This window comes from Cupriavidus sp. JZ107, from assembly GCF_053903255.1.
The window spans coordinates 321,509-348,020 of the sequence record NZ_CP096480.1 but is presented as its reverse complement, the minus strand read 5'-3'; the positions used below and the strand labels follow the sequence as shown (position 1 = coordinate 348,020).

22 protein-coding genes and 1 pseudogene are annotated in these 26,512 nt (G+C 67.2%); 17 read left to right on the top strand and 6 right to left on the bottom strand.

Annotated elements, in window-relative coordinates; all coding sequences use genetic code 11:
- Positions 1 to 234: 234 nt before the first annotated feature.
- The 3 genes and pseudogenes from M1D55_RS01495 to M1D55_RS01485 all read right to left on the bottom strand — a co-directional run.
- Positions 235 to 429, bottom strand: a pseudogene (locus M1D55_RS01495) (nucleotidyl transferase AbiEii/AbiGii toxin family protein); the annotation flags it as partial.
- Positions 426 to 920, bottom strand: a complete 495-nt coding sequence (locus tag M1D55_RS01490; protein WP_006577177.1) for a helix-turn-helix transcriptional regulator — start codon at positions 918 to 920, stop codon at positions 426 to 428. The gene M1D55_RS01490 and the pseudogene M1D55_RS01495, both read right to left, overlap by 4 nt.
- A gap of 113 nt (positions 921 to 1,033) precedes the next feature.
- Positions 1,034 to 2,875 carry a methyl-accepting chemotaxis protein gene (locus M1D55_RS01485; RefSeq protein WP_456280899.1) on the bottom strand — a complete coding sequence of 614 codons (1,842 nt, stop codon included), beginning with the start codon at positions 2,873 to 2,875 and terminating at the stop codon, positions 1,034 to 1,036.
- 955 nt (positions 2,876 to 3,830) lie between these two features.
- Between M1D55_RS01485 and M1D55_RS01480 the strand changes: the two genes are divergently transcribed.
- From M1D55_RS01480 to M1D55_RS01450, 7 genes are all read left to right on the top strand, one after another.
- Positions 3,831 to 4,160, top strand: a complete 330-nt coding sequence (locus M1D55_RS01480) for an RNA chaperone Hfq (RefSeq protein WP_064574258.1) — start codon at positions 3,831 to 3,833, stop codon at positions 4,158 to 4,160.
- Positions 4,161 to 4,349: 189 nt separating this feature from the next.
- On the top strand, positions 4,350 to 5,543 hold the full coding sequence (locus M1D55_RS01475; protein ID WP_023264267.1) for a flagellin FliC: 1,194 nt from the start codon (positions 4,350 to 4,352) through the stop codon (positions 5,541 to 5,543).
- Between the two features lie 135 nt (positions 5,544 to 5,678).
- Complete coding sequence (fliD, locus tag M1D55_RS01470) at positions 5,679 to 7,127, top strand: flagellar filament capping protein FliD (protein ID WP_064574259.1); 1,449 nt, start codon at positions 5,679 to 5,681, stop codon at positions 7,125 to 7,127.
- Positions 7,128 to 7,148: 21 nt separating this feature from the next.
- Complete coding sequence (gene fliS, locus M1D55_RS01465) at positions 7,149 to 7,607, top strand: flagellar export chaperone FliS (protein WP_006577181.1); 459 nt, start codon at positions 7,149 to 7,151, stop codon at positions 7,605 to 7,607.
- A complete protein-coding gene (locus M1D55_RS01460; RefSeq protein WP_006577182.1) occupies positions 7,607 to 7,942 on the top strand; it encodes a flagellar protein FliT in 336 nt (111 codons plus the stop codon). Before fliS ends, M1D55_RS01460 begins: the two co-directional genes overlap by 1 nt.
- Before the next feature lie 69 nt (positions 7,943 to 8,011).
- On the top strand, positions 8,012 to 9,415 hold the full coding sequence (gene fliK / locus M1D55_RS01455) for a flagellar hook-length control protein FliK (RefSeq protein WP_456280898.1): 1,404 nt from the start codon (positions 8,012 to 8,014) through the stop codon (positions 9,413 to 9,415).
- A complete protein-coding gene (locus tag M1D55_RS01450; protein WP_053823468.1) occupies positions 9,412 to 9,699 on the top strand; it encodes an EscU/YscU/HrcU family type III secretion system export apparatus switch protein in 288 nt (95 codons plus the stop codon). Before fliK ends, M1D55_RS01450 begins: the two co-directional genes overlap by 4 nt.
- Before the next feature lie 177 nt (positions 9,700 to 9,876).
- Here M1D55_RS01450 and fliE read toward each other — a convergent pair whose 3' ends face one another.
- Complete coding sequence (gene fliE / locus M1D55_RS01445; RefSeq protein ID WP_198753044.1) at positions 9,877 to 10,197, bottom strand: flagellar hook-basal body complex protein FliE; 321 nt, start codon at positions 10,195 to 10,197, stop codon at positions 9,877 to 9,879.
- Positions 10,198 to 10,658: 461 nt separating this feature from the next.
- Between fliE and fliF the strand changes: the two genes are divergently transcribed.
- The 8 genes from fliF (at position 10,659) to M1D55_RS01405 (ending at position 20,818) form a co-directional block, all read left to right on the top strand.
- Positions 10,659 to 12,377, top strand: coding sequence for a flagellar basal-body MS-ring/collar protein FliF (gene fliF / locus M1D55_RS01440; RefSeq protein ID WP_456280897.1), 1,719 nt, complete (start codon positions 10,659 to 10,661; stop codon positions 12,375 to 12,377).
- Entirely contained in the window at positions 12,367 to 13,359 is a 993-nt protein-coding gene (gene fliG / locus M1D55_RS01435; protein WP_023264265.1) for a flagellar motor switch protein FliG, read from the top strand. The genes fliF and fliG overlap by 11 nt, the downstream gene beginning before the upstream one ends.
- The gene (gene fliH / locus M1D55_RS01430) at positions 13,352 to 14,293 is read left to right on the top strand and encodes a flagellar assembly protein FliH (RefSeq protein WP_082928351.1); all 942 of its coding nucleotides are present in this window, start codon (positions 13,352 to 13,354) and stop codon (positions 14,291 to 14,293) included. The genes fliG and fliH overlap by 8 nt, the downstream gene beginning before the upstream one ends.
- The gene (gene fliI, locus M1D55_RS01425; protein ID WP_456280896.1) at positions 14,286 to 15,761 is read left to right on the top strand and encodes a flagellar protein export ATPase FliI; all 1,476 of its coding nucleotides are present in this window, start codon (positions 14,286 to 14,288) and stop codon (positions 15,759 to 15,761) included. Before fliH ends, fliI begins: the two co-directional genes overlap by 8 nt.
- The gene (fliJ, locus tag M1D55_RS01420) at positions 15,754 to 16,212 is read left to right on the top strand and encodes a flagellar export protein FliJ (protein ID WP_456280895.1); all 459 of its coding nucleotides are present in this window, start codon (positions 15,754 to 15,756) and stop codon (positions 16,210 to 16,212) included. The genes fliI and fliJ overlap by 8 nt, the downstream gene beginning before the upstream one ends.
- Positions 16,213 to 16,226: 14 nt before the next feature.
- Positions 16,227 to 17,699, top strand: coding sequence for a flagellar hook-length control protein FliK (locus M1D55_RS01415; protein ID WP_456280894.1), 1,473 nt, complete (start codon positions 16,227 to 16,229; stop codon positions 17,697 to 17,699).
- 309 nt (positions 17,700 to 18,008) lie between these two features.
- A complete protein-coding gene (gene alkB / locus M1D55_RS01410; RefSeq protein ID WP_456280893.1) occupies positions 18,009 to 18,674 on the top strand; it encodes a DNA oxidative demethylase AlkB in 666 nt (221 codons plus the stop codon).
- Positions 18,675 to 18,973: 299 nt separating this feature from the next.
- Positions 18,974 to 20,818 (top strand): PhoX family protein, encoded by a 1,845-nt coding sequence (locus M1D55_RS01405; RefSeq protein WP_456280892.1) that lies wholly within the window; start codon positions 18,974 to 18,976, stop codon positions 20,816 to 20,818.
- Between the two features lie 123 nt (positions 20,819 to 20,941).
- On the opposite strand, the gene M1D55_RS01400 is transcribed toward M1D55_RS01405, so the two are convergent.
- Positions 20,942 to 23,197, bottom strand: coding sequence for an FUSC family protein (locus M1D55_RS01400; RefSeq protein WP_456280891.1), 2,256 nt, complete (start codon positions 23,195 to 23,197; stop codon positions 20,942 to 20,944).
- A gap of 42 nt (positions 23,198 to 23,239) precedes the next feature.
- Here M1D55_RS01400 and M1D55_RS01395 point away from each other — a divergent pair, with 42 nt between their 5' ends.
- Complete coding sequence (locus M1D55_RS01395; RefSeq protein ID WP_456280890.1) at positions 23,240 to 23,554, top strand: hypothetical protein; 315 nt, start codon at positions 23,240 to 23,242, stop codon at positions 23,552 to 23,554.
- 45 nt (positions 23,555 to 23,599) lie between these two features.
- Here M1D55_RS01395 and M1D55_RS01390 read toward each other — a convergent pair whose 3' ends face one another.
- Complete coding sequence (locus tag M1D55_RS01390) at positions 23,600 to 24,298, bottom strand: aspartate/glutamate racemase family protein (protein WP_456280889.1); 699 nt, start codon at positions 24,296 to 24,298, stop codon at positions 23,600 to 23,602.
- A 429-nt stretch (positions 24,299 to 24,727) separates the two neighbouring features.
- On the opposite strand from M1D55_RS01390, the gene M1D55_RS01385 reads away from it, so the two are divergent.
- The gene (locus M1D55_RS01385; protein WP_456280888.1) at positions 24,728 to 26,482 is read left to right on the top strand and encodes a ShlB/FhaC/HecB family hemolysin secretion/activation protein; all 1,755 of its coding nucleotides are present in this window, start codon (positions 24,728 to 24,730) and stop codon (positions 26,480 to 26,482) included.
- Positions 26,483 to 26,512 lie beyond the last annotated feature (30 nt).

Sequence of the window (26,512 nt, the reverse complement as noted above, 5' to 3'; positions counted from 1 at the left end):
TTGGCGGAATGGATGGGGCCGCAGGCGAGGCCGGCGACCCAGCGGAAGCCGCAACGGAAGCAGCCACGCCGGCAAGGCGCAGGCCAGAACGAAGGGGAGCGATCATCGGGCGGGCAAGGAGAAACAACATAGCCGGTGCACGACCGCGCTGGCCGGACCGGCTTTTCTAATGAAGGACAGACGGCTATTGTAGGCGCTTGCTTAAAAGTGTGCCTTTCGGCGCGCTCTTACTCAGCCGAGGTACTGCGGGTCAGGGACGAAGATATCGATGTCCTTCGACATGCGATGGTCGTAACGCAGCATCAATACCGTGCCACCGCCAAACGTCCAGAGCGGCTCGATGCCTCCATGCGTCTTCACTTCCTCCATCAGCGTTAGCGCATGCGGAAATAGGGCCTCCCAAGGGTCGCCGCGGAGTTTCACCGTCATGCCCATAGGCCACCCCGCGTCGCCGTCAGCTCACGCGCCATCCGGCGCAGGTTCTTCCAGATTTCGGTGGGCTTCCGATCGTGGCGCGTGGCCACTTCCGCCACCATCTTCGTCACCAACTGCAGCGGCGCCTCATCCAGGATTTGGGCGACTTGGGGCTGCAGTTCGTCGGGAACTTGTCCGCTGATCAGCGCCTGCTCCAGTGCCATTGGCGTCAGCTCACCGGAATAGCTGGTATTGGCACCCTTCGCCGCCATCCATACCGCCCGCGCGGGGCGACCCCGCTTCTGTTCAGGGTCCGCAACTTCCAACGTCAGCCCCAGAACGTCCAGAAGACGGCCAAGCGTGTCTACGGTGACGTTGACATGGCCGTGCTCGATGCCGTTCAAGGTTTGCCGCGACAGCACCGCCATATCTGCCAATTGCTGCTGGGTCAGGCCCAGTTGGATTCGTTTGCGGCGAATGGCGTTGCCAAGTAGAGCGACGTTCATTTGGCGCCTCCAGTTTTTGTCAATTATAGACGACAAAAAAGGAGCGCCAAATCGCCCTTCCCGGCTCCGGTCGACCACGCAAATTGGGACGCGGTCTACGTCCCAACTACGTTTCAGAAACTCTGCCAGTCATCTGCGCCAGCAGCCGCCGCTCCCGCAGCGGCCAGAGCGGCGGGCCGCACCGGCGTGCCACGGGACTTCGCGCCTGCTGCGGCAGCACCGTCGGCGCGAGAGACCGCCGGTGTCTTGGGAGTGGGTGCGGTCGTGGCCGCACGCAGCGAGGCGGGGCTTGCGGCCGATGCAACCTTGGCACCCGGCGCAGCTTTGGCAATCGGCGCCGCCACGGCGAGCATCGGTTCCCGAGCCGGGTCCGTGGCTCGCGACAACGCCACCGTCGCCTCCTCGACACGGAACTTCGCCGCGTCCTGCACCAGCCCCGCAGCCTGCTGCTGCAGGCTTTCGGCGGCGGCCGCGGCCTGTTCGACCAGCGCGGCGTTCTGCTGGGTCACGCTTTCCATCTGCGCGATCGCGCGGTTGACCTGCTCGATGCCGGTCGACTGCTCCGCGCTGGCGGCGGAGATCTCGCCCATGATGTCGGTCACGCGGCGAACGGCTTCCACGATGCCGTCCATGGTGCCGCCGGCCTGCTCGACCTGGCGGGCGCCGACTTCGACCTGCTCGACCGAGCGGTTGATGAGCTCGCCGATCTCCTTGGCCGCCGCCGCGCTGCGCTGCGCGAGGCTGCGCACCTCGGCCGCCACCACGCTGAAACCGCGCCCCTGTTCGCCGGCGCGCGCGGCCTCGACCGCGGCGTTCAGCGCCAGGATATTGGTCTGGAAGGCAATGCCTTCGATCACGCCGATGATCTCGGCGACCTTGGCCGACGATTGCGAGATGCCCTGCATCGTCTCGACCACGCTGCGCACCGTACGTCCGCCCTCGGCGGCCACCGCCGAGGCGTTGACGGCGAGCTGGTTGGCCTGGCGGGCGTTGTCGGCGTTCTGGCGCACGGTCGAGGTCAGCTGCTCCATCGAGGCGGCGGTCTGCTCCAGCGAGGCGGCCTGCTCCTCGGTCCGTTGCGACAGGTCGGTGTTGCCCTTGGCAATCTCGCGCGTGGCGCCGTCGATCGCGCCCGAGGCGCCCTGGATGCCGCGCACCAGTACCGACAGTTCCGCGAAAGCGCGCTGCATCGCCTTCAGCATCCGGCCCATCTCGTCGTCGCCCTTGGCGCGAATGGCGAATGCCAGATCGCCCTGCGCCAGCGCCTCGGCCGCGGCCAACGCCTGCCGCGCCGGCCCGGCGATCGAGCGGGTGATCGCCACCGCGAGCCCGACGGCCAGCAGCGCGGACACGGCACCAAGCGCCAGCAGCAGATTGCGCGTGAACAGATAGTCGGCCTGGGCCTGCTGCACCGCCTCGGTGGCCATCTTGCGGCCCGAGGCGATCAGCGTGTCCAGGCGCTCGAAGTACGCTGCCTGCGCGGCCGGCAGCGTGACAATCAGACCGGCACGCGCGGCGACGAACTCGCCTGCCTGCAGCTGCGTCAGCAACTGGTCGAGCTGGGCGTTATAGGCGGCGCGATGCTTGCCCAGTTCGTCGAACACCTGCTTGAGGCCGGGATTGTCGGAGGCGGCAATCAGCCTGGAGAGATCGTCGAGCGTGGCGCTCATCTGCTTGCGGCGCTCGTTGACGCGGCCGACGTTCTGCTGGACCACGGCCGGGTCCTCGGTCAGCACCGCGTCGCGCACCATGATGCCGATGGCCTGCGCACCCTCCTTGACGCCGTCCAGTTCCATGACCTTCAGCAGACGCTGCTCGACGGTCGTCCGCATCGAAGCGTTCATATCGCCCAGCGCGATCAGGCCGAAACCCGCCACCACGGCGAGCAACGCCACCATCGCGGCAAAGGCTCCCGCCAGGCGCGCGCCAATGCCGAAATGCTTCCACCCTCCCATACCGCCCCCTCTTCTCTGGTAGTCGACGCCGCGCGCGTGTGCGCGGCGGTGCTTCGCTAACGGCAGGAAGGAACGCTTTCTTGATGGCAGCCGATACGGCGGGGTATCGCTATCGGCGGCAGAGGTCGACTGAGGTCAGCAGAACGAGTGGTGAGCGGGGACCCCATGGCCAAATGGCGAACAAGAGGCAAAAACCCCGTCACCTCCATCGATTGCCCGAGACAGGACGGGTGTCCAATTGACGCCGAGCATCCGGTATTCCGCCCCAGGCGGGCGAAGACGTCCGGCATTGCACAGGACGCGGGCAAAAAAAGAAGCCCACGCGCGGGGTGCTCGTAGGCTTTCCAGGACTGCTAGAGCCGATTGGCTCGCGGCCGACTATAGCGGTGCTTAGATGAGGTGTAAATACAGTTTCCATCAGGGTAAATGCCGATAGTGACACTTACTTTGTTTTACAAATAAAACAAGAAAAGACCGTCGCGATTGCTGCAGAGAAGCGTCGAGGTGAGTACGCACTCGGATGGGAACCCGCTTCGGCTCGCAGTTCGCTTTAAAGGCTGCGCAGATCGAAGCACTTTACGCCGAGAACAGCTGTGGTTATCGGCACATGTATGCAAGCACTTAATTAGAGGTTTACCTCTAGACGCATGTCACGGCTCCTTCGATCCCCGAGTTGTAAAAATTTGTTACCCTCCGGGCCGAAGTATTCCCCTTCTCTTCTGGCGGCACGCCAGTCCGACCGTCGAGGCAACACATCCGCGAACCACAAGCGCCACGGCCGCAAGGACACGCGATGACTTCCCCCGCGCCGGTACCGAGAGCGAATGTTTCATCCCTCGCCAAGATCGGGCTCTCGCCAATACGGATACCGTCGTGCCGCATCCGCGCCGGCTCGTGCCTGATCCCCGTACCGTTGTCTGCCGACAGAACCCTATCGGGCTCGACCGGAGAAGTCGTGAAGTATCAGGAAATCAGAAGTATTCGTCCGGGCCGCCAGCTCCAGGACCGACAACTGGCCTTTCATCGCGCCAGCCGGCATCCGGTGGTGCTGCATCTGACCAGCGGCGTGCGCCTGCACGGGGTCGTGGTTGGCGCCGACGCCTATATGGTGTTGCTGGCCCTGGCCCACGGCGACCCGGCGCCGCAGATCGTCTACAAGCATGCGATCGCGGCGATCACCCCGGACAACGTCGACGGGCAGCCGATCGAGCTGCCCCGCGACGAGGTGCCGCCCGAGTTCGTGCGGCTGTTCACCCCCCGCACGCGGTCCCGCCGGCGCGCCTGAGCCAGGCCAGGAGCCGCCCGCAGCATTGCAATGACAGCTTTCCGCGCCACCGACTGAAAGTCACTCTAAACCTTTCGGCAGCCCGGTCGATAACCTTGGCAACGGAGGCACTTCACGCCCTGCAGTGCAGGCAGCCAACGTTACGGCACCCGCCGGAATGCGTAAAACATTGCAAATAGGAGTCGTACCATGGCGCAAGTCATTAATACCAACTCGTTGTCTCTGATGACTCAGAACAACCTGAACACGTCGCAATCGGCGCTGAACACCGCGATCCAGCGCCTGTCCTCGGGCCTGCGTATCAACAGCGCCAAGGACGACGCGGCCGGTCAGGCGATTGCCAACCGCTTCACCGCCAACATCCGCGGCCTGACGCAAGCGCAGCGCAACGCCAACGACGGCATCTCGCTGGCTCAGACGACCGAAGGCGCGCTGACGGAAGTCAACAACAACCTGCAGCGTATCCGTGAACTGTCGGTGCAAGCCGCGACCGGCTCGAACTCGGCTTCGGACCTGCAATCGATCCAGGACGAAATCAAGCAGCGTCTGGAAGAAATCAACCGTGTCTCGGAACAGACCCAGTTCAACGGCGTCAAGGTTCTGGCCAAGGACACCAAGATGAACATCCAGGTCGGCGCGAACGACGGCGAAATCATCGCCATCGACCTGAAGGAAATCACCGCCAAGACCCTGGGTCTGGACGGCTTCAACGTGTCGGGCCCGAAGGGCACGCCGGCCGCTCTGGTCGCCGCCGACTACCAAACCGCCTACGGCACGACGACGAACGTGACGACCACGGCCGTGACGGAATCGAACGCTGGTGACCTGGCTTCGCGCCTGGGCGTCGCCGCCGGTAGCGTGGTCCTGGCCGGTACGGCCGAGAAGGACGACAACGGCAACTGGTACGCCACCGTGACGATCACCGCCGCCGACGCGACCGAAGTCAGCACGCTGAAGGCCAAGGGCTTCGAAGTCGAAGCGACCGTTGCGAAGGAGTTCTACATCGCTCTGGATCCGCAATCGGCCGACGTGACCACGACCGCCGGTACCGCCGCTTTCGCGATCGACACCGCCAACATCCAACTGTCCAGCATCACCTCGGGCGCCAGCTCGAACCCGCTGGCCAAGCTGGACGCAGCGCTGGCGAACGTCGACACCCTGCGCAGCTCGCTGGGTGCGGTGCAAAACCGTTTCGACTCGGTGATCTCGAACCTGGGCACCACCGTGACCAACCTGTCGGCTTCGCGTTCGCGCATCCAGGACGCTGACTACGCAACGGAAGTGTCGAACATGACCCGCGCGCAGATCCTGCAGCAAGCTGGTACCTCGGTGCTGGCGCAAGCCAACCAGACCACGCAAAACGTGCTGTCGCTGCTGCGTTAATTCGCAACGGCGCGGAAAGCCGGGCCCGCAAGGCCCGGTTTTCCGCTGGGAATGCTTCGCAGGCAGTTCGCTGCCTGCAAAGCGTTTCTTGGGACGCGTTGACGTAGACAGGCTGAACAACAAAGGCAAAAGACTATGGCTACCATCTCCAACATCGGTGTCGGCTCCGGACTTGAACTTGGCGCGCTGCTTGAGAAACTCGAGGCCGCGGAAAAGACGCCGCTGAAGCTGCTCGAGACCCAGGCGTCCAGCTACCAAGCCAAGCTTTCCGCCTACGGCACGCTCAGCAGCGTGCTGTCCGCCTACCAGAGCGCCGCCAAGAAGCTCGCCGATGCGGCCACCTTTGGCGCCGCCAAGGCGGTGGCCGGTTCCACCGACATCATGACCGCCGCGGCAGGCTCCAACGCCGTGCCGGGCACCTACTCGGTCAACGTCACCAGCCTCGCGCAGGCGCAATCGCTGGTGGGCACCAACGTCGCCAGCCAGACCACCGCGATCGGCACCGGCAAGATCACCTTCGAATTCGGCACGCGCCAGGGCTACAACGAAGGCACCGGCGGCTACACCGATCCGCTGGGCTTCACCGCCGATGCCGCGCGCACCAAGACCGTCGAGATCAAGCCCGGCCAGAACTCGCTGCAGGGCATTCGCGACGCGATCAATCAAGCCAGCGTCGGCGTGACCGCCAGCATCGTCAACGACGGCAGCGGCACGCCCTATCGCCTGGTGCTGACCTCGAACACCACCGGCGAACAGTCCAGCATGCGGATTACCGCGGACAGCCCCGAACTGAGCAATCTGGTCGGCTTCGATCCGACCCAGGCGGTGCAGCCGAGCGGCATGCAGGAGACGGTGCGCGCGACCAACGCCAAGCTGAAGATCAACGGCATCGACGTGGTCAGCCAGAGCAATACCGTCACCGATGCGGCCCAGGGCGTCACGCTGACGCTGAACAAGACCGGCACCAGCAGCCTGACCGTGACGCGCGACACCGACGCGATCAAGGCCGCGATCCAGGGCTTCGTCACCGCGTACAACAACATCCAGAGCACGGCCAAGTCGCTGACCGCGTTCGACACGACCACCGGCAGCAGCGCCGCACTGAACGGCGACAGCACGCTGCGCTCGATCCAGACCAGCCTGCGCAGCATGCTGAACGTGCCGCAGCCGGACGGCAAGGGCGGCACCATCACGCTGTCGGAGATCGGCGTCTCGTTCACCAAGGACGGCACGCTGCAGGTCGACGACAAGAAGCTGACCAAGGCGATCAGCGAGAACCTCGGCGGCGTGACCTCGATGTTCTCGCACACCACCGGCACCGGCGGCTACGGCAAGCAGATCACCGACGCCATCGACGACCTGAACGAAACCAACGGGGCGATCAAGGTTGCCACCGATGGCCTGACCGAGAGCCTGAAGGACCTGGAAGACCGCTACGCGCAGGTCGAGGACCGCGTCAACACGACCATCGAACGCTACCGCGCGCAGTTCACCCAGCTGGACCTGCTGGTCAGCAAGCTCAATCAGACCCGCAGCTATCTGACCGAGCAATTCGCCGCGCTGGCCAACCAGACCAAGAAGTAACCAACGGCAAGGACCGCCATCATGTACGCGCGCCAAGCAATCAACGCTTATGCCCGGGTCGGCGTGCAGACCGGGGCCATGAGCGCGAGCCCGCACAAGCTGATCGCCATGCTGTACGACGGCGCGCGCTCGGCCATCGCACGGGCCAAGTTCCATCTCGATGCGGGCGACGTGCAGGCGCGCGGCCAGGCCATCTCGAAGGCGATCGACATCGTCGACAACGGCCTGCGCGCGGTGCTGGATCACGACACCGGCGGCGAGATCGCCGCCAACCTCGAAGCGCTGTACGACTACATGACCCGCCGCCTGCTGCTGGCCAATGTGCGCAGCGATGTCACGCTGCTCAACGAGGTCGACGCGCTGCTGGAAAACCTCGCCACCGCATGGGCGCAGATCGGCGAGCCGGAAGCCGGCGACCACGCCGCGCAATCGGCGGCCGCCGCTCAGCCGGAAGCCGTTGCCGTGGCGCAGGAGAACTGATGATGCATACCGTGTCTCCCACCGTGCTGAACTACGAGGAACTGCTGCTGCTGTCCGAGCAGATGCTCGAAGCCGCCGAGGCGGAAAACTGGACCGCATTCAACGATGTGCAGACGGTCTACCTGGCCGTGGTGGACCGCCTGCGCGAGCTCGAGCACAACGTGCCGGTCTCGGCCGAAGAACGGATGCGACGCCACGCGCTGCTCGACCGGATCCTGGCGTACGACGCCCGCATCCGCGACCTGATGCTGCCGCACCTGGCACGTCTGGGCCAACTGCTGGGCGACTCGCGCCGCCGCCAGAATCTTTCGCACGCCTACGGCAGCCTTGCCTGACCCCGCACCGGGTCCCGCTGGCCGTCGCCGGCAAGCCGGTGACCCAGCGGACCACCCGGAAGCCACCCCATGACCGCGATCCATCTGCCGCCCGGCTCGCCGTCAGGGCAAGGTCTCGATACCAACACGCTGCGCGCGCAGGTGTCGGCGAACAAGCTGGCGGCGCTGATTCCGACGGCCAGCCCCGGCGGCGCCACGGTGCGCCAGTCCGACGGCACCGCCACCGGCGCGGTCGAGCTGCCGGTGCGAACCGGTCCGCAGGGACAGACTTCGGCAAACACGCCGGTCGGCTCCACCCGCGAAACGCTCAGCTTTGCCGCCCGCACCATCCTTACCCTGCTGGCGCAGGGCTCGGCCGCGCCACTGCGCAGCGCCGGTCCGCTGCTGGCCGTGCCGCCTACGCGCCTGCCCGAAGGGACCGCACAGGTGCGGCAGGCGCTGATGCATCTGGTGCAAGACAGCGGGCTGTTCTATGAATCGCATCTTGCGCAGTGGATCGCCGGCGAACGCGGGCTGGCCAGTCTGGCGCGCGAGCCGCAGGCGGGAATCGGCCGGGATCCGTATCCGGGTAATAGCGCAGGCAACAGCGCCGGTAACAGCGCCAGAACCGGCGCCGGCGGTGCCGCGTCCGGTCACGGGGCCGCGACGGGCACCTACGGGCAGCAACCGGGGGCGCCGATGCAACCTTCGGGCACGGCGCCGCTGCCGACTCTGCTCCCCGCCTCGCCCACCGACGCCCAGGCCCTGAGCAGCGCGATCCAGGCACTGGCAGCCGCCGATCCCTCGCAGGCGGTGCTCGACGCCGCGTTGAATGCCGCGCGCTCCGCCACCACCGGCCTGGAGGCAGGCGCCGAAGACCCGGCCGCGACGCTGGGCGACGCCGCTGCACGCGCCAGCGACGCCCCACGCGGCAACGAAACGCCGCGCTCGTTGCAGGCGGCAGCACAGGCCTACCAGGCCGCCGCCAACGACGCCGCCCGCCAGGCCGGCTCGCAGACGCTGCTCAGCGCCAGCGACGACGCCCAGGCACGGCCGGATGCGACCGGCAATATGGCCAAGGCCGAAGCCGCACCGGCCATCCATCCGAATACCGAAGGCATCGTGCGCCAGCAGCTCGAGCTGTTGGCGACCCAGCAGTTCCGCTGGGCCGGCGAAGCGTGGCCCGGCACGCCGATGCAATGGGACATCGCCGAACAGCACCAGCACGGCGGGTCGGCGGAACACGGCGACGACGCCGACGAACGCGCGTGGTCGAGCCGGCTGGTGCTCGAGTTACCGCAGTTGGGAACGGTGGAGGCCCGGCTGACACTGACGCCTACGGGTCTGGAAACCCGGCTGGCCGTGCAGGAAGACCGCATCGCACGGATGCTGAACGACGCGCAGGATCGCCTTCGCACCAACCTCGGCGCGCGCGGCATCGACCTGCTGCATTTCTCGATCCGCCGCGACGCCGACGCGGAGGGCGCCGCATGAGCCAGCAGGACTCGCCCCGCGGCGCCGCCGTCGCGCTGTCGTACCAGAAGAACGACGCGGCCCCGCGCGTGGTCGCCAAGGGCTACGGCCTGATCGCCGAATCGATCATCGCGCAGGCCCGCGAGGCCGGCGTCTATGTCCACGATTCGCCGACGCTGGTCAACCTGCTGATGCAGGTCGACCTCGACAGCCAGATCCCGCCGCAGCTCTATACGGCGGTGGCCGAACTGCTGGCCTGGCTGCATCGGCTGGAAGCGGATACGGGGATCGTGCGGATCGAGTGAAGGTACCCCGGGCGCAGCAATAAACGAATAAGGCGGCCGCAAGGGCCGCCTTCATGTTTCCACTCACATCATCGTCCCCGCGGAGGCGGGGACCCAGTGACGTCAAAAGACGCTGGATTCCCGCGTTCGCGGGAATGACGAGATGGCATACGGTAGGTAGCGCGCGATCCGCGACGCTTACACCGCCATATTCATCACTTCCTGATACGCCATCGCCAGCCGGTTGCGCACCTGCACGCCGGTCTGGAACGAAATGCTGGCCTTCTGCATTTCGATCATCACGTCGTTCAGCGCGATTCCCGGCTTGCCGAGCTCGAACGCCTCGGCCAGGCCGTAGGCGCGTTCCTGGGCGCCGCTGATCTTCTGCAGCGAACGCTGCAGCTCGCCGGCAAAGCCGGAAGCGGCGGCCGGCGCGGTCTGGGACGTCGTGCCCGACGCGCTCTGCGCCAGGCCGCGCAGCTGCTGCAGCATGCCTTCGATGGAAGCAATCGAACTCATCGGTCTATCTATTCCGTAGTTGGCGAGGCGCCGAGACAAGGTCGGCGGGCCCCCGGATTGGGTCGGTCGGACGGGAACGGGTTCCGCGCGGGCGCTCCTTCCCATCCAGCAGCCGAAGCGTACCCGTCGCGCCTCGCCCGGCATAGGCCGAAATCGGACCGAAAAGCCGTCCTATTCCTCCGATTGTCTGTGCGCGCGGTAACCGATCATCGCTACCGTGCCGGGTCTGGCGGGTTGTCGCCTTGCCGCTCCCCACCCGCTTTCCTGGTTTGGTGCCAGCGAATGCATTAACGACACCGGCGCCCCTTTGTTTAACTATCGCGGAGAGTACGCGTGTTTTGTCTGCTGCGTGATCTGAGCCATGCCGACATCGGCCACCGCCAGGGCGGCGCATTGCGCCCCCGGCAAGGTTCGCCCCTGCCCGGCCTGCTCGGCGGGTCGGCCAACACGGAGGCCCGCGCATGAATGCCGCGGCCGTGCTGGGCAACCGCTCGGAATTGATCGAGCGCTTCAAGGGCAATCCGCGCCTGCCGCTGATGCTGGGCGGCGCCGCGCTGGCCGCCGCGATTGCAGTCGGCGTGCTGTGGTCGCGCAGCCCCGACTACAAGGTGCTGTACAGCAACCTGTCCGAACGCGACGGCGGCGCGGTGATCGCGTCGCTGCAGCAGATGAACGTGCCGTACAAGTTCGCCGAGGGTGGCGGTGCGGTGATGGTGCCGGCCGACAAGGTCCATGAGATGCGGCTGCGGCTGGCCTCGCAGGGCCTGCCCAAGAGCGGCAACGCCGGCATGGAGTTGATGGACAACCAGAAGTTCGGCATCAGCCAGTTCGCCGAACAGGTCAATTACCAGCGCGGGCTCGAAGGCGAGCTCGCGCGCTCGATCGAATCGATCGCCGCGGTGCAGTCCGCCCGCGTGCATCTGGCCATTCCGAAGCCGACGCTGTTCGTGCGCGAGCGCCAGAAGCCGACCGCGTCGATCGTGCTGACGCTGCATCCGGGCCGCGCCATCGACGAAGGCCAGGTCGCCGCGATCAGCCATCTGGTGTCGTCGAGCGTGCCGGAGCTGACGCCCAAGTCGATCTCGATCGTCGACCAGCATGGCAACCTGCTGTCGGGCAACGGCAGCAACGAGCGCATGCTCGATGCCACGCAGCTCAAGTATGTGCAGACGCTCGAGCGCACCTACGTGCAGCGCGTCGAGTCGATCCTCGCTCCGATCGTCGGCCAGGGCAATGTGAAGGCCCAGGTCACCGCCGACGTCGACTTCAGTATCGTCGAGCACACCGACGAGTCGTTCAAGCCGAACCAGGATCCGACCCGCGCGGCGATCCGCAGCCAGCAGACCAGCGAATCGAACCAGCAAGGCGGCTCGCCCGTCGGCGGCGTGCCGGGCGCGCTGTCGAACCAGCCGCCGCTGCAGGCCGCCGCACCGGTGGTCACGCAGCAACCGGGACAGCAAGGACAACAAGGACAGCAGGGTCAGCAAGGACAGGCCGGCCAGCAGGCCCAGGGTCAGCAGGCCGGCACCGCGCAGGCCGCGCTCGCCGGCGCCCAGTCCGGCCCAAGCAGCAACCGCCGCGATTCGACCACCAACTACGAGCTCGACCGCACCGTGCGCCACGTGCAGCAGGCACCGGGCGGCATCCGCCGCCTGTCGGTCGCGGTGGTGGTCAACCATCGCCAGGTGGCGGGCGCGAACGGCAAGGTCACCAGCGAGCCGCTGACCGCCGCGCAACTGGCGCAGATCGAGAACCTGGCCAAGGAGGCGATGGGCTTCTCGCCGGCGCGCGGCGACTCGCTCAATGTGGTCAACAGCCCGTTCACCTCCGGCGACGAGATCAAGCCCGAACTGCCGCTGTGGAAGCAACCCGAGATGATCGAGCTGGCCAAGACCGCCGCGCAGTATCTGCTGCTGGCACTGCTGGCCCTGTTTGTGTGGTTCAAGGTGGCACGGCCGATCCTGCGCAAGTACACCGCGCCGCCGTTGCCGCCGCCCGCCGAGACCAACGCGGCCGAGTCGGTGCTGCTGCCGGTCGAGGAGCAGCAGCCGGATCCGGAAGTGCTGCGCCTGACCGCCAAATACGAAAGCGATCTCGCCCTGGTGCGCGACGCCGCGCAACGCGACCCGCGTCTGGTCGCCAGTGTGATCAAGAACTGGATGTCTAGCGATGAACGGTGAGGGCTTGCAGAAGAGCGCCATCCTGATGATGTCGCTCGGTGAGGATGCGGCGGCCGAGGTGTTCAAGCACCTGTCGCCGCGCGAAGTACAGACGTTGGGCTCTGCCATGGCGTCGCTGAACGCCGTCACGCGAGAAGAAATGGCGGCCGTGCTGGCCGAATTCCGCAGCGAGACCGAACAGTTCCTGGCGCTGTCGGTCGACTCGAGCACGTTCATCAAGAGCGTCCTGAACAAGGCGCTGGGCGAGGAACGCGCGCTGTCGGTGATCGAGGACATCCTGGAATCGCGCGACCCGGGCAGCGGCATCGACTCGCTGAACTGGATGGATGCGACCTCGGTGGCCGAGCTGATCCGCGACGAGCATCCGCAGATTATCGCCACCATCCTGATCCACCTGGACCGTCAGAAGTCCTCGGAAGTGCTGGCGCTGTTCACCGACCGGTTGCGCAACGACGTGGTGCTGCGGATCGCGACCTTCGGCGGCGTGCAGCCGGGCGCCCTGCAGGAGCTGACCGACGTGCTGACCAAGCTGCTGGCCGGCCAGAGCCTGAAGCGCAGCCGCATGGGCGGCATCCGCACCGCGGCCGAGATCATCAACCTGATGAACACCACGCACGAGGAAGCGGTGATCGCCGGCGTGCGCCAGCACGACAGCGACCTCGCGCAGAAGATCATCGACGAGATGTTCCTGTTCGAGAACCTGCTGGAAGTGGACGATCGCGGCATCCAGCGCGTGCTGAAGGAAATCGCCACCGAGTCGCTGATCGTCGCGCTCAAGGGCGCGCCGCAGGAACTGCGCGACAAGTTCATCCGCAACATGTCGACCCGTGCGGGCGAGATGCTGCGCGAGGATCTGGAAGCGCTGGGCCCGGTGCGCGTGTCGCAGGTCGAGGCCGAGCAGAAGAGCATCCTGCAGGTGGTAAGACGCCTGGCCGACGCCGGCGAGATCCAGATCGGAGCCGGCGACGATGCCTATGTCTAATCCCTACGCGCGGCAGGCGCTGGGCCACCATCTGGGCGGCCCGCTCGGCAACGAGCGCGACGATGAGCGTGACGACGGTTTCGGCGCACGCTACGAGCCGCGTGCACAAGCCCGCGCCGCCGCGCAGTCCGCGCCCGCCGCATCGCCTTCCTCGTCCGCCGGGCTGAACCTGCGTGGTGGCCGCGACGGCGCCGCCTTCGAAAGCTTCGATGCGTTGGGCGCCGATGAACGCCAGCCTGGCAGCAAGCGCGGCGACCGCGGCGGCGACGGCAACGGCTGGCGCCGCTGGAAGATGTCTGCCTTCGACGCGCCGCCGCCTCCGCCACCCGCGTTCGAAGCCGAACCGGAAGAACCGGCGCCGCCGCCGATCGACTTCGCCGCGCTGGACGCGATGCGCGAGGGCGCCCGCAAGGAAGGCTATGCCCAGGGCTACACGCAGGGCCAGACCCAGGGTTACGGCGACGGCCATCGCGAAGGCTACGCACGCGGCCTCGAGACCGCGCGCCAGGAGGCCGCCCGCCTGCAGGAACTGGCCGGCACCTTCGCCGGCGCGCTGCGCCGCATCGACGACGAGGTCGGCCAGACGCTGATCGCGCTGGCGCTCGATGTCGCCCGCAAGCTGGTGCACGACACCGTCGCGCACAACCCGGCCGTGCTGTTGCCCGCGGTGCGCGAGCTGCTGGCCAACGAGCCGGCGCTGTCCGGCGCGCCGTGCCTGCTGCTGAACCCCGACGATATCGAGCTGGTGCAGACGCATCTGTCCGGCGAGCTGGAAGCGGCCGGCTGGTCGGTGCGCGCCGACGCGACCGTCGCACGCGGCGGGTGCATCGCCAGCGCCGCCAGCGGCGAACTCGACGCGACGCTGGCCACCCGCTGGAGCCGCGTAGTCAAGGCCCTCGGCCGCAACGATCCGTGGGAAGCGCCCGATGCGTGAGCCGATCGCCGCGCCCTCGGCCAACGCGACCACCGATGCCGCAGCCGGCGTGCCCGAGCTGCATGGCCAGCGCTGGCGCGATGCGCTGGCCGGCGCCGCCGCCAATGTCGCCGAGCTGGACAGCAAGCGCAGCTGCGGCCGGCTGACGCGCGCCGCCGGACTGGTGCTGGAAGCGGTGGGCCTGCGCATGCCGGTCGGCAGCGACTGCCTGATCGAGATCCCTGGCCATGCCGGCGCGCCCGGTCAAGGCCCGCGCATGGCCGAGGCCGAAGTGGTCGGCTTCGGCGCCGACCGTCTTTATTTGATGCCGCAGTCCGACGTGCTGGGCCTGGTGCCCGGCGCGCGCGTCTATCCGCTGGAACCGTCGCCACTGCCCAGCGGCGACAGCGCGCCGCGCGAGCCCGGCTCGAAGCGGTTGCCGGTCGGCGAAGGGCTGCTCGGCCGCGTGCTCGACGCGGCGGGCCGGCCGCTGGACGGCCTCGGCCCGTTGCAGGCCGCGCGCGAGGTGCCGCTGGCCGGCTCGCAGATCAATCCGCTGTCGCGCGCGCCGATCGATACCGTACTCGATGTCGGGGTGCGCGCGATCAACGGCATGCTGACCGTCGGCCGCGGCCAGCGCATGGGCCTGTTCGCGGGCTCGGGCGTCGGCAAGAGCGTGCTGCTGGGCATGATGGCGCGCTATACCAGCGCGGAAGTGATCGTGGTCGGCCTGATCGGCGAACGCGGGCGCGAGGTCAAGGACTTCATCGAGAACATCCTTGGCGAGGAAGGCCGTGCCCGCTCGGTGGTGGTCGCCGCGCCGGCCGACACCTCGCCGCTGCTGCGCATGCAGGGCGCCGCCTATGCGACGCGCCTTGCCGAATATTTCCGCGATCAGGGCCGCCATGTGCTGCTGATCATGGATTCGCTGACGCGCTATGCGATGGCCCAGCGCGAGATCGCGCTGGCCATCGGCGAGCCGCCGGCGACCAAGGGCTACCCCCCTTCGGTGTTCGCCAAGCTGCCGACCCTGGTCGAGCGCGCCGGTAACGGCGCCGAGGGCGGCGGCTCGATCACCGCCTTCTATACCGTGCTGGCCGAGGGCGACGACCAGCAGGATCCGATCGCCGATTCGGCGCGCGCGATCCTCGACGGCCATATCGTGCTGTCGCGCAGCCTGGCCGAGGCCGGCCACTATCCGGCGATCGACGTCGAGGCCTCGATCAGCCGCGCGATGACCGCCTTGATCTCGCCGGAGCAATTCGGCTCGGTGCGCCGCTTCAAGCAATTGATGTCGCGTTACCAGCGCAACCGCGACCTGATCAGCGTGGGCGCCTACGTGCCGGGCGCCGATCCCGAACTCGATCTGGCGATCCGCCTGCATCCGCGCATGGAAGCGTTCCTGCAGCAGGACATTCACGAGCGCGCGGGCTACGGCGAATCGATCGACCAACTGCATCTGCTCTTCGACAGGAGCGCAAATGGCTAAGACCTCCCCGTTGAACACGCTGGCCGATCTGGCCCAGAACGACACCGACACCGCCGCGCGCGAGCTCGGACGGCTGCAGGGCCAGCGCACGCAGGCCGAACAGCAGCTCGCCGCGCTGACCCAATACCGGCAGGAATACCGCGCGCGCATGCAGGCGCTGATGCAGAACGGCATGCCGTCGGCGCGCTGGCACGACTTCTCGCAATTCCTCGATTCGCTCGACGCGGCGATCCGGCATCAGACCGAGGCGCTGGCCAAGGCCGAATCGCAACTGCTGGCCGGCCGCGCCAACTGGCAGAAACAGAAGCAGCGGCTGAACTCCTTCGACACGCTGATCCAGCGCGCCGAGTCGCGCGAGCAGCAGATTGCCGCGCGCCGCGAACAACGCGCCACCGACGAATACGCCGCCCGCCTGGCGCGGCAGCAGGTCGGCAGCGGACACAACCAATAAGCCAGCAAGCACAGATGATCGATATCAGCCAAATCGTCAGCGGCGGCACTGCAGCCGCCAACGCCCCGCGCAACCCGCAGCCGGCCTCGGGCGCCAGCGAGTTCGGCGATGCCCTGGCGCGCGCGCGCCAGACGCAGGCCGGCGACGCCGGCGCGGCCAGCCAGCAGCGACCGGCGGCCAATAGCGGCAAGGCGGCCGACAGCGCCGGCAAGAGCGCGGCCGAAACCGGCAAGAAGGCGGACTCTACTGACGCCAATACCGAAGCTGATGCCGGCAAGACGCAGGCGCATTCGGGCAAGGTCGGCGGCACGACCGAAGATCGGCAGGACGATACCGACCTGGCGGACGGCGACACGGGCACCAACGACAACGCCGGCGCGGCCGCCGCCGCGGCACTGCTGGCGGCGATGCTGCCGGCCGCGCCCGCTGCCGCAGCCGCCGCTGCGGTCGCTGCCGGAACTGCCAGCACGGGCGCGGAGGATGGTGCAGCCATGCCTGCGGCGTCGACGGCCGCGATCGCCGGCCAGCTGCCGGCCACGGCAGCCGCACCCGACGCTGCCCCTTCGCTGGCAGAGGACACGCTGAACACCATCGCGTCGCAACGGGCGGCGCTGGCGGCCACCACGGCGGCGCCGGAAGCGGCCGTGGCCAAGCCGACCACGCCGACCGATGCGCAAGCGGATGCCGGCAAGCCGGCCATGTCGTTCGACGCGACCGCCAAGGCCGCGCTGAGCGCCGCGCAAATGCAGGCGTCCACCGGCAACGGTGGCGCGCATGACGGCGCAGCCGGCGGCCGCGACGGCAGCACCGGCCAGTTCGCCGCCCCCGCGCAGCAGCCCGCTGCGGCGGCAAGCAGCACGGCCGTATCGCCGACGGCCGCGTTGCAGGCCGCGCTGCAGGCCGCATCGGCCGCCGCCAAGGCACCGGGCGAAGACAGCGGCGCGGTGGCCGCGCCGATCGAAGGCGCCACACCGCTGGCGCATGGCACCGCCACCACGCTCGGCGCGCAAACCGGTGCGCAGGGCCCGGTCACGCTGCCGCTCGCCCCGCGCGTCGGCGATCCGCAGTGGCCGCAGGCCCTCGGCCAGCAGATGGTCCGCCTGACCACGCAAGGCAACCACACCGCCGAGCTGCAACTGAATCCGCCCGACCTCGGCCCGCTGAAGGTCGTGCTCAATGTGGTCAACGATCAGGCCCAGGCCCAGTTCGTCTCGCCGCACGCCAGCGTGCGCGCGGCGGTCGAGGCCGCCCTGCCCCAACTGCGCCATGCGATGGCCGACAGCGGCATCCAGCTGGGCCAGACCTCGGTCGGCGCCGAGCAGTTCGCCGGCCAGCCGGGACAGGGCCAGCAGCAGGCCCCGCAACACCGTGGACAGGGCTTCGCGCAGGGCGTGACCGAGTTCCAGCAGCCTGCCGCGACCCAGACCGCGACGGCCCCGACCGCGCCGCGCCGCGTGGCGCTGGGTGAGGTCGATACGTTCGCCTGAGTCCGCAAATAGTCACCTCTTGGTGTTCTCCCTCTCCCGCGTGCGGGAGAGGGCCGGGGAGAGGGCAAGGGGCGATCGTCATTGCGGACAGCGTTCGCACAACGACCGCCGTTTCGCTCTCCCCCAACCCCTCTCCCGCAAGCGGGAGAGGCGAGCAAACCAGCGGTAGTTGATACGCTCGCCCGACCCGCAAGAAGGACCCACTGTGTTCTCCCTCTCCCGCAGGCGGGAGAGGGCAGCCAACCCGCTGGTAGCCCGCTCACCGGCGTATCATTCCCCTCCCAATGAATCGATACGCGCGGTACCCCCATGACCTTCGACCTGTTCGACAACCTGCCGGAGCCGGATAGCCGCGGCGGGGAACACAGCGAAGCGATCGGCCCGGGTGCCGTTGTGCTGCGCGGCTTTGCGCTGTCCCGCGCGACCGCGCTGCGCGAGGCGATCGAGCAGGTTCAGGCCGATGCCCCCTTCCGTCATCTGATCACGCCCGGCGGCTTTCGCATGTCGGTGGCAATGACCAATTGCGGCACGCTCGGATGGGTCTCGGACGAGCGCGGCTATCGCTACGACCCCATCGACCCGGACAGCGGCCGGCGCTGGCCCGCGATGCCGGATGTCTTCACCGAGCTGGCACGCGAGGCCGCCGCCGCAGCCGGCTATCCCGGCTTCGCGCCGGATGCCTGTCTGATCAACCGCTATACGCCCGGCACGCGGCTGTCGATGCATCAGGACCGCAACGAGCGCGATCTGCGCGCGCCGATCGTCTCCGTGTCGCTGGGCCTGCCCGCAGTCTTCCTGTTCGGCGGAGCAAAACGCGCCGACCGTCCGGCGCGCGTGCGCCTCGCCCACGGCGATATCGCGGTCTGGGGCGGGCCGAGCCGGCTCTTCTATCACGGCATCGCGCCGCTGGCCGAGGGCGATCACCCGCTGACCGGGGCGCTTCGCCTGAACCTGACCTTTCGCAAGGCTGGCTAAAACACGTCGTCATGACGGCGCGATGACACATCGATGAAGCGTCGATGAAGATTCGTCGCCAAGCACACCGGCCGCGGCTTCCCATGCACTTGATGCCATTGCATCAGACATCTTTTCATCGCGACGTCACGGACCGCCCCTAGCATCCACCTCGCCGTCAATTTGCACTTGCCGCTGCATTCATCGCATTGGCACGATGCGGCCGCGCAATGTCCACGACATGCCTTCGAAAAAAAGGCTTCGACATGGCCGCGATGCGATGCCCGGCATTCAATCCAACAAAGGGAGGTCCCCCCGTCATGTCTTACATCACCGATAAGGCGCGCGAGCCGCGCCGTGCGGCTGAAGGCTACATTACCGTTCCTGGCCAGACGCTCGAAGAGATCGTCGCCGCCAACCCGGCCCGTCGCAAGGTCCTGCGCGGCGGCCTGAGCCTGTCGCTGCTGTCGGTCTTCGGTTCGACCAGCCTGCTGGCCGCCTGCGGTGGCGACGACGATCCCGCGCCGGCCCCGGCTCCGGCGCCCGGCCCGACCCCGACCCAGCCGCTGGACTACAGCATCGGCTTCAACCCGGTGGCGGACAAGGTCACCGCAGACACCGTGACGCTGCCGGAGAACTACTCGTACGAGGTCCTGTTCTCCGCCGGCGATCCGGTCGAGATCGGCTCGGTCGGCTATAGCGGTTCGTTCCAGAGCTCGGCCGAAACCGAGCGCCAGGCCGGCGGCAACCACGACGGCATGCACTTCTTCGAGATCCCCGGCGTCGACCCGCAGAAGGGCGGCCTGCTGGCGATCAATCACGAAGCGATGGATTCGGCCATCCTGTTCCCGGGCAGCTACAACGAAGCCACCGCGACGGCCGAGCAGAAGCGCCTGGCACTGTCGTCGGTCGGCGTGTCGATCATCGAGATCGAATTCGTCGACGGCAAGTGGCGCGTCAAGCGTGACTCGCGCTACAACAAGCGCTATACCGGCAACACCATCTACAAGGTCGGCGGCCCGGCGGCCAGCGCGATCGGCGGCAGCGTGGTCGGCACGCTGAACAACTGCTCGAGCGGCAACACGCCGTGGGGTACGTACCTGACCTGCGAGGAAACGACCGACAACTACCTCGACCAGTCGAACCCGGAAGAGGGCTACGGCTGGGTCGTCGAAATCGACCCGCTGAACCAGCTGGGCGCGCCGACCAAGCGCACCGCGATGGGCCGCTTCGACCACGAGAACACCGCCTTCATGACCGACGCCAACAACCGCGTGGCGTTCTACATGGGCGACGACGGCACCCCGGGCTGCATCTACAAGTTCATCCCGAGCAATGCCTTCGATCCGAACAACCGCGCCGCCAACGCCAACCTGCTGGACCAGGGCACGCTGTACGTCGCCAAGTTCAACGGCGACGGCACGGGCCAGTGGATCGAGTTGACGCACGGCAAGAACGGCCTGGTGACCGGCGCCAGCGATCCGGGCAACTACACCCAATCGACCACCCCGCCGGCGCCGACCATCGTCGACTTCAACTCGCAGGCCGACGTGCTGATCAAGACCAAGGCCGCTGCCCGCGTTGCCGGCGGCACGCTGATGGACCGTCCGGAGTGGATCACGGTTGCGCTGGACAAGACCGTCTACTGCACGTTGACCAACAACGGCAGCCGCCGCGTCACCGACCCGGCCAACCCGCGCGCGACCAACCCGCATGGCCACATCATCCGCTGGAAGGAACAGGGCGACTCGCCGCTGGCCACCACCTTCACCTGGGAAATCTTCCTGCTGGCCGGCGACCCGTCGCTGTCCGCGGAGAACCTGAAGGGCAACATCGTCGGCGATACGTTCTCGAGCCCGGACGGCATCCGCGTCGATCCGAAGGGCCGCCTGTGGGTGCAGACCGACGCCGGCACCGGCGCCAGCACGACCGACATCTTCGGCGCCAACTCGATGCACTACGTCGACCAGCAGACCCGCGAGTGCAAGCGCTTCCTGGTGGGCCCGCACGGCTGCGAGATCACCGGTATCGCCTACACGCCGGACCTGACGACGTTCTTCATCAACATCCAGCACCCGAACGGCGCATGGCCTAGCGCCAGCCTGCCGGCGCGCTCGTCGACCATCGTGGTTCGCCACAAGGACGGCAAGCCGATCGGCGCGTAAGTCTCGGCGTTCGATGCCGGCCCCCGCGCCGGCACTCCCAGAAGCCCGACGGCGACCTGCCGTCGGGCTTTTTGCTTGTTGCCGCGAAAGCGGTGGGCTTTGCTAAGGCGCAATCGCTTGCCGTCAACCGGCCGCCGGCAAGCGGCGCCAGCGGCGGCGCGCAGGAGCCAGCGTCGCGATCGCTGCCACCCCGGCATGCGCCTGCGCGGCATGGCGGCGCGCGAGCAGCGCCTGCTCCAGCAGGAAGCGGTCGCGCCATTGCGTCGCGGCTACCTGCGTCGCGGCCTCCTCGGTGCGGTCGACCGGCGTGGTGTCTCCGTTCACCGCGCCCTTCACGGCGCCCTTCGCGGCGACATCGGCCGTTGCGCCCTCGCCCGGCCGCGCGGCCAGCGTCGCGAGCTCGTCCTGCACCTCGGCAAGACGCCGCCGCGTGCCTGCGCTGGCGGGCACCGGTGCTTCGCTGCCGACCGCTTCCGCTCGAATCACGCCTGCCAATGCCGCCATCCTGCGCACGGTCACATGCAACCGCGCGAATTCCGTGACGATGGCCGGTCCCAGCTCAGGGCCGGCCTGCTCCAGCGCCTGCTCCGCACGTGCCGACGCGCGGCCGGCGGCCACGCGCAGCGCTTCCAGCCGCATCTCGGAATCGCCGAGCGCGCCATCGGACATTGCCTGCGCAAAGGCGGCGCGCAGATAGATTGCATGGATCGCGACCGCCTCTCGCGCGCGCCGGCGCGCCCGCGACAGCTCTGCGCGCGGCGCCAGCACCAGGTAGCTGGCCAGCGCGATCAGGCAACCGAATGCGGTATCGGCGCCGCGCAGCATCGCCACATGGCTGCTGTCGGACGCGGGTTCGCCGATCCACGAAAACAAGATCACCGCCGGCGTGAGCATCAGTGCGAACAGGCCGGGGCTGCCGGCAAGGCGGGCCACGTAGGCGGCGGACAGCGACACCGCGCTGATCGCCAGCGCGACCGGCGCGGCGGGATGCAGCAACCCGACCATGCAGGCCAGCAACGCGCCGCCCAGCGAGCCGGCGAAGCGCTGCAGCGAGATGCGCCGCGTGGTTTGCAACTGCGGGCTCAGCACCATGATCACGGTCACCGCGACCCAGTAGCCATGATCGAGCTGCCAGATCAGACCCGGCATCAGGCTCAATCCGCCCGCCAGTGCGAGGCGCACCGCGTGGCGCGTCACACGGGCATCGCGGGCGCCAAGCTCCGCCAGCGTAGTGCGCCACTCTCGCAGGCCGATCCACAGCGAGCGGCGCGGCCAGTGGAAGGCAGCGCGCCATGCAGCGAAGTCGGGGAAGCGCGCCAGCGAAGCCAGCGCGGCGTGGTACAGCGGCGGCGCGCTGGCATTGGCGACCTGCCCGTGCACGCGCTTGAGCTGCAGGTACATCGACCGCGTCAGCGCCGGCAGATCGGCCGCATGACGTGCCAGGCCCTGCCCGATCTGCTCGCGCAGATCGTCGACGCAGCGATGCAGGTGGCGCAGCGGCAGTTGTTCGTGCCCACGCCTGCCGCGCAGATCGGACGCGACGATCAGCAAAGCGAACACCGCCTCGGCCATCGCGATCAGGTAGCGGTAATGCAGCAGCGTGGCCGCATCGAACCAGCTGCGCTGCGCGGCGATCAGCTCGCGCGCCTGCTCGATCCGCTCGCGCACGCGGCGCTTGGCGAGATCGGTCTGCCCGTCCTCGGACGTGTTAGCAGTCCGGTCGTCGTGCACCGTAGCGGTTTCGGCCAGCGTGCGCGCCAGCGCTTCCAGCGCCGCGAAGATCGCCACCATCTGTGGACGCGGCCGCGTGTCCCGTGCCGAAGGCAGCAGCGCCAGCGACACCACGCAGGCGAAGGCGCCGCCGAGCAGATAGTCGCGTCCCATCTGCAGCGCCCACGCCGCGGCGCTGATATCCGTGCCTACATCAACCACCGGCCGCAGGCAGGCGGCAATCAGCACCACATACAGCAGCTTGGCCGACAGCGCGGCCGCGGTCCCGCGCAGTTCGACCATGCCGGCCGCGAGACCGGCGAACAGCACCACGACCACCGCCACGATTGGACTGCCGGCCATCGCACCGCCCAACGCACTGGCGAGCGCCCCGCCCACGCCGACCGCGGCAAGCGGAAGCAGGCGATCGCGCGCGGTGCCGCCGGGATCGGCGAGGCACGTCCAGATCGAAGCGGTGGCCGACCACAGCAGGCCGTGGTCCGCCCCGAGCCAACCCATCACGGCCAGCGCGAGAAACGAGGCGCCATAGACGGCGCCGCGACGGCATCGGGCGGCATTGCGCGCTTCGGCGACCGTCGCGCGGACATTGACCGAGACCGCGGCAACGACGTTGGTGACGAGACGATTCAGGGCGGAGACGGCGCGCATCGGGCTGGAAAAAGCAATGTTCCAGCCACTCTAGGGGATTCGATGTTGCGATGCAATAAAACGACGCTGGGAACGGGTTCTTCGCCGCTCTGGTGCGGGCTTGCCGCGGGATGGTGCGAACGATTCGCCGGTGTGGTGCAGCATGAAGACCAGAGGCCGGCATTGTCGCGGCGCTTCTTTCGATATGCGGAAATCGCCGGGAAAACTGCCTATGCCGGCATGCCGCGCTACGTTCAGTACGGGCAAAAAAAAACCGCGCGAAGTTTCGCGCGGCTGGAATCCACCGAGGTGGTGGAGGAGACAGACTCGACTATATACCATCTGCTGCGACGCAACAAGTCGACCGCGATTACCTGACGTCGCGATGCGGGATTTGTGGCATGGACACCACAACTTTGGCCTTCACCGGTCCGGCTCCACTGCCCGCCGCAAGGCGGCGCGAGCCAGCAACCGCGTCGAGTCGAGCGTCGGCAGCGGCGAATTGGCATCGCTGATGATCAGCGGAATCTCGGTGCAGCCCAGCACCACCGCATCGCAGCCCTGCGTCTTCAGGCCGGCGATCACACGCTGGAAGTACGCGACGGTCTCGGTTCGGAAAATGCCGCATACCAGTTCGTCCATGATCAGCCGGCCGATTTCAGCGCGCTCCTCCAAGCCCGGGCGCACCGCCTCGATACCGCGCGCGGCCAGCTTCTCCGGATAGACCTCGCTGTCGACAAGCCATCGGGTACCCGTCACGCCCACCTTGCGATAGCCGCGCCGTACCGCTTCGTCCGCAACGACCTCGGCGATATGCAACCAGGGCAGCGTAGAACGGGGCACGACATGTTCGAACGCCTGATGGATCGTGTTGTCCGGACAGATCAGAAAATCGGCCCCAGCCCGCGCCAGCTTGTTGGCGGAATCGAGCATCAGACCGACCACGCCGCGCAGATCGCCTCGATCCAGGCAGTCGACATACTCGGCCAGCGAAGGCGTATGCATCGAGATCTCGGGATGCCCGTGCGGTCCGAGAAACTGCGCGCCTTCCGCGCAAATGGTCCGGTAGCACAGCGCAGCGCCCTCGGCCGAGCAGCCGACGATGCCGATGTGTTTTGGCATGGCGTGATTTCCGTTTGATTGGTTAGGTAACTGTAAAGAATTGTAGCGGCCGCCCGGTCATACGATTGATTGCCCGAACGCCCCTCTCTGGCGCGGATCCCAATCGGCATCGTCGAGGACTGCCGACCAGGACTGGCGGCTGCGCCACCATCCGCGACTCTTCATCCCCTCTTTAGTCGGGTTGAGGGTCCCATGTCCCGAGCCGTTAAATCCGGCGCGGGTAATGCAAAGTTCGAGCCACGACTCGGACCTCGCATTACCCCAATTCATTCGCCTTTTATCAACCGGCGCAAAGTCCGGAGCCGCCCTGAACTTGCACGTTGTCGCTTGCGCCACGGCAGGAGGCCGCCGTGCGCCAAGACGTGTTGACCCATGGGTTGTCGCTTTTCTCTGTTGTCCCGGACGGCAATTGTCGCTGCGGCCGGTCTGATGTTCGCGCGTATTGCATTCGCCCAAAGTTCCAATGGCGTGGATGAGGCGGTGCGCCGCTCCCAACTCGAACAAAACCAGCAGCTTCAGCGCGAACGCACCATCGAGCAGGCGCAAGAGCGGGCGCGTCAATTGAACGTGCGCAGTGCTTCGATCGACGGCAGCACGACGGCGGCAGACGCCTTCTCGACTACGCTGCCGCAAGAGACACCGTGCTTCACCGTCAATCAAATGGTCGTGGAGGTCCCGGACTCTTTGCCGGAATCAATTCGGTCGCAGGGCGCCAGCACGTTGCCACAGGACCCATTTCGATTCGCCCAGGACTACCTGGATCGCTTTGCGGGCAGGTGCATCGGCAGGGACGGCATCAACACGCTCGTACGGCGTCTTGGCGCACAGATACTCGCAAAGGGCTACACCACCACGCGTATCGCAGTGCCACAACAGGATCTGTCCACTGGCACCCTTCGGCTCGCGCTGATCCCCGGCGTGATCCGGCAGATCCGGTTTGCCGACGATTCTTTGCGAGGGTCATGGAAATCGGCTTTTCCGGCGCGCCCCGGCGATTTGCTGAACATCCGCGCCCTGGAACAGGGCCTGGAGCAATTGAAGCGCGTACCGAGCCAGGACGTCGACATGCAGATTCTGCCGGGCGAGTTGCCAGGCGAATCCGATATCGTCATCGCGGTCAAGCGGACCAAGCCGTGGAGATTGATGGTCTCGCTGGACGACAGCGGCAGCACCGGTACAGGACGCCTGCAGGCCAATGCGTCGCTAGGTATCGACAACCCGCTCGGGCTCAATGACCTGCTCAACATCGGCGTCAGCCATGATGCCAATTTCAACCAGGACGATCGCGGTACACGGGGCGCCAATGCGTCTTATTCCTTGCCATGGGGCAATTGGACGCTCGGTGCGTCGGCCAGCGCCTATCGCTACTTTCAGCGCATTGCCGGCGTGAACCACGTCTTCGAGACCAGTGGGGAATCCAGGACCGCCGAGTTCAGGGCGCAGTACATGTTCCATCGCGACCAGTTTCAGAAGAACACACTGCAATTCCGCCTCGGTCACCGCTGGAGCCACGCGTATATCGAAGATACCGAGATTCTGAATCAGCAACGCAGCACGACGTTCGCGGAAATCGCGTGGCTGCATCGTCGCCACCTCGGCTCATCCCAATTGGATGTCGCCCTCGCCTACCGCTTCGGCGTGCCTTGGCTGAATGGTCAAACCGAGATTCGGACGATTGAACCGGACTTTCCCAGCCAACGCGGCAAGTTTCTGTACCACCTTGCCATTCTCGACGCGACGCTCGTCTTGCCTTTCTCCGTGCCGGCTCTTGTGGGCGACGCGCGCATGCCGATGCGCTACGTCACCACGCTCCACGGCCAATACACCGGCCCGTCGCTTTTCGCCAGCGAGTTCATTTCCATCGGCAACCGCTGGACCGTGCGCGGCTTCGACGGAGACGCGACGCTTGCCGCCGAGCGTGGCGCGTACTGGCGCAATGAACTCGAGGTGCCGCTGGGTGCGAGCAGTCAGGCGGTCTACCTCGGCCTCGATGCCGGCACGGTCGGTGGCCGCAGCGCCAGCCATCTGGCAGGCCGAACCCTGGTTGGCACGGCGGTGGGCCTGCGGGGAAGCCCGGCGAAGGGCCTGTACTACGACGTGTTCCTTGGTTGGGCGCTGGTAAAGCCGGAGAACTTTCCTACCCGCTCCCCGGCCGGTGGATTCGCACTGTCCTACCAGTACTAAATCACGCTGGCCGCGCGAACCGAACCAGCA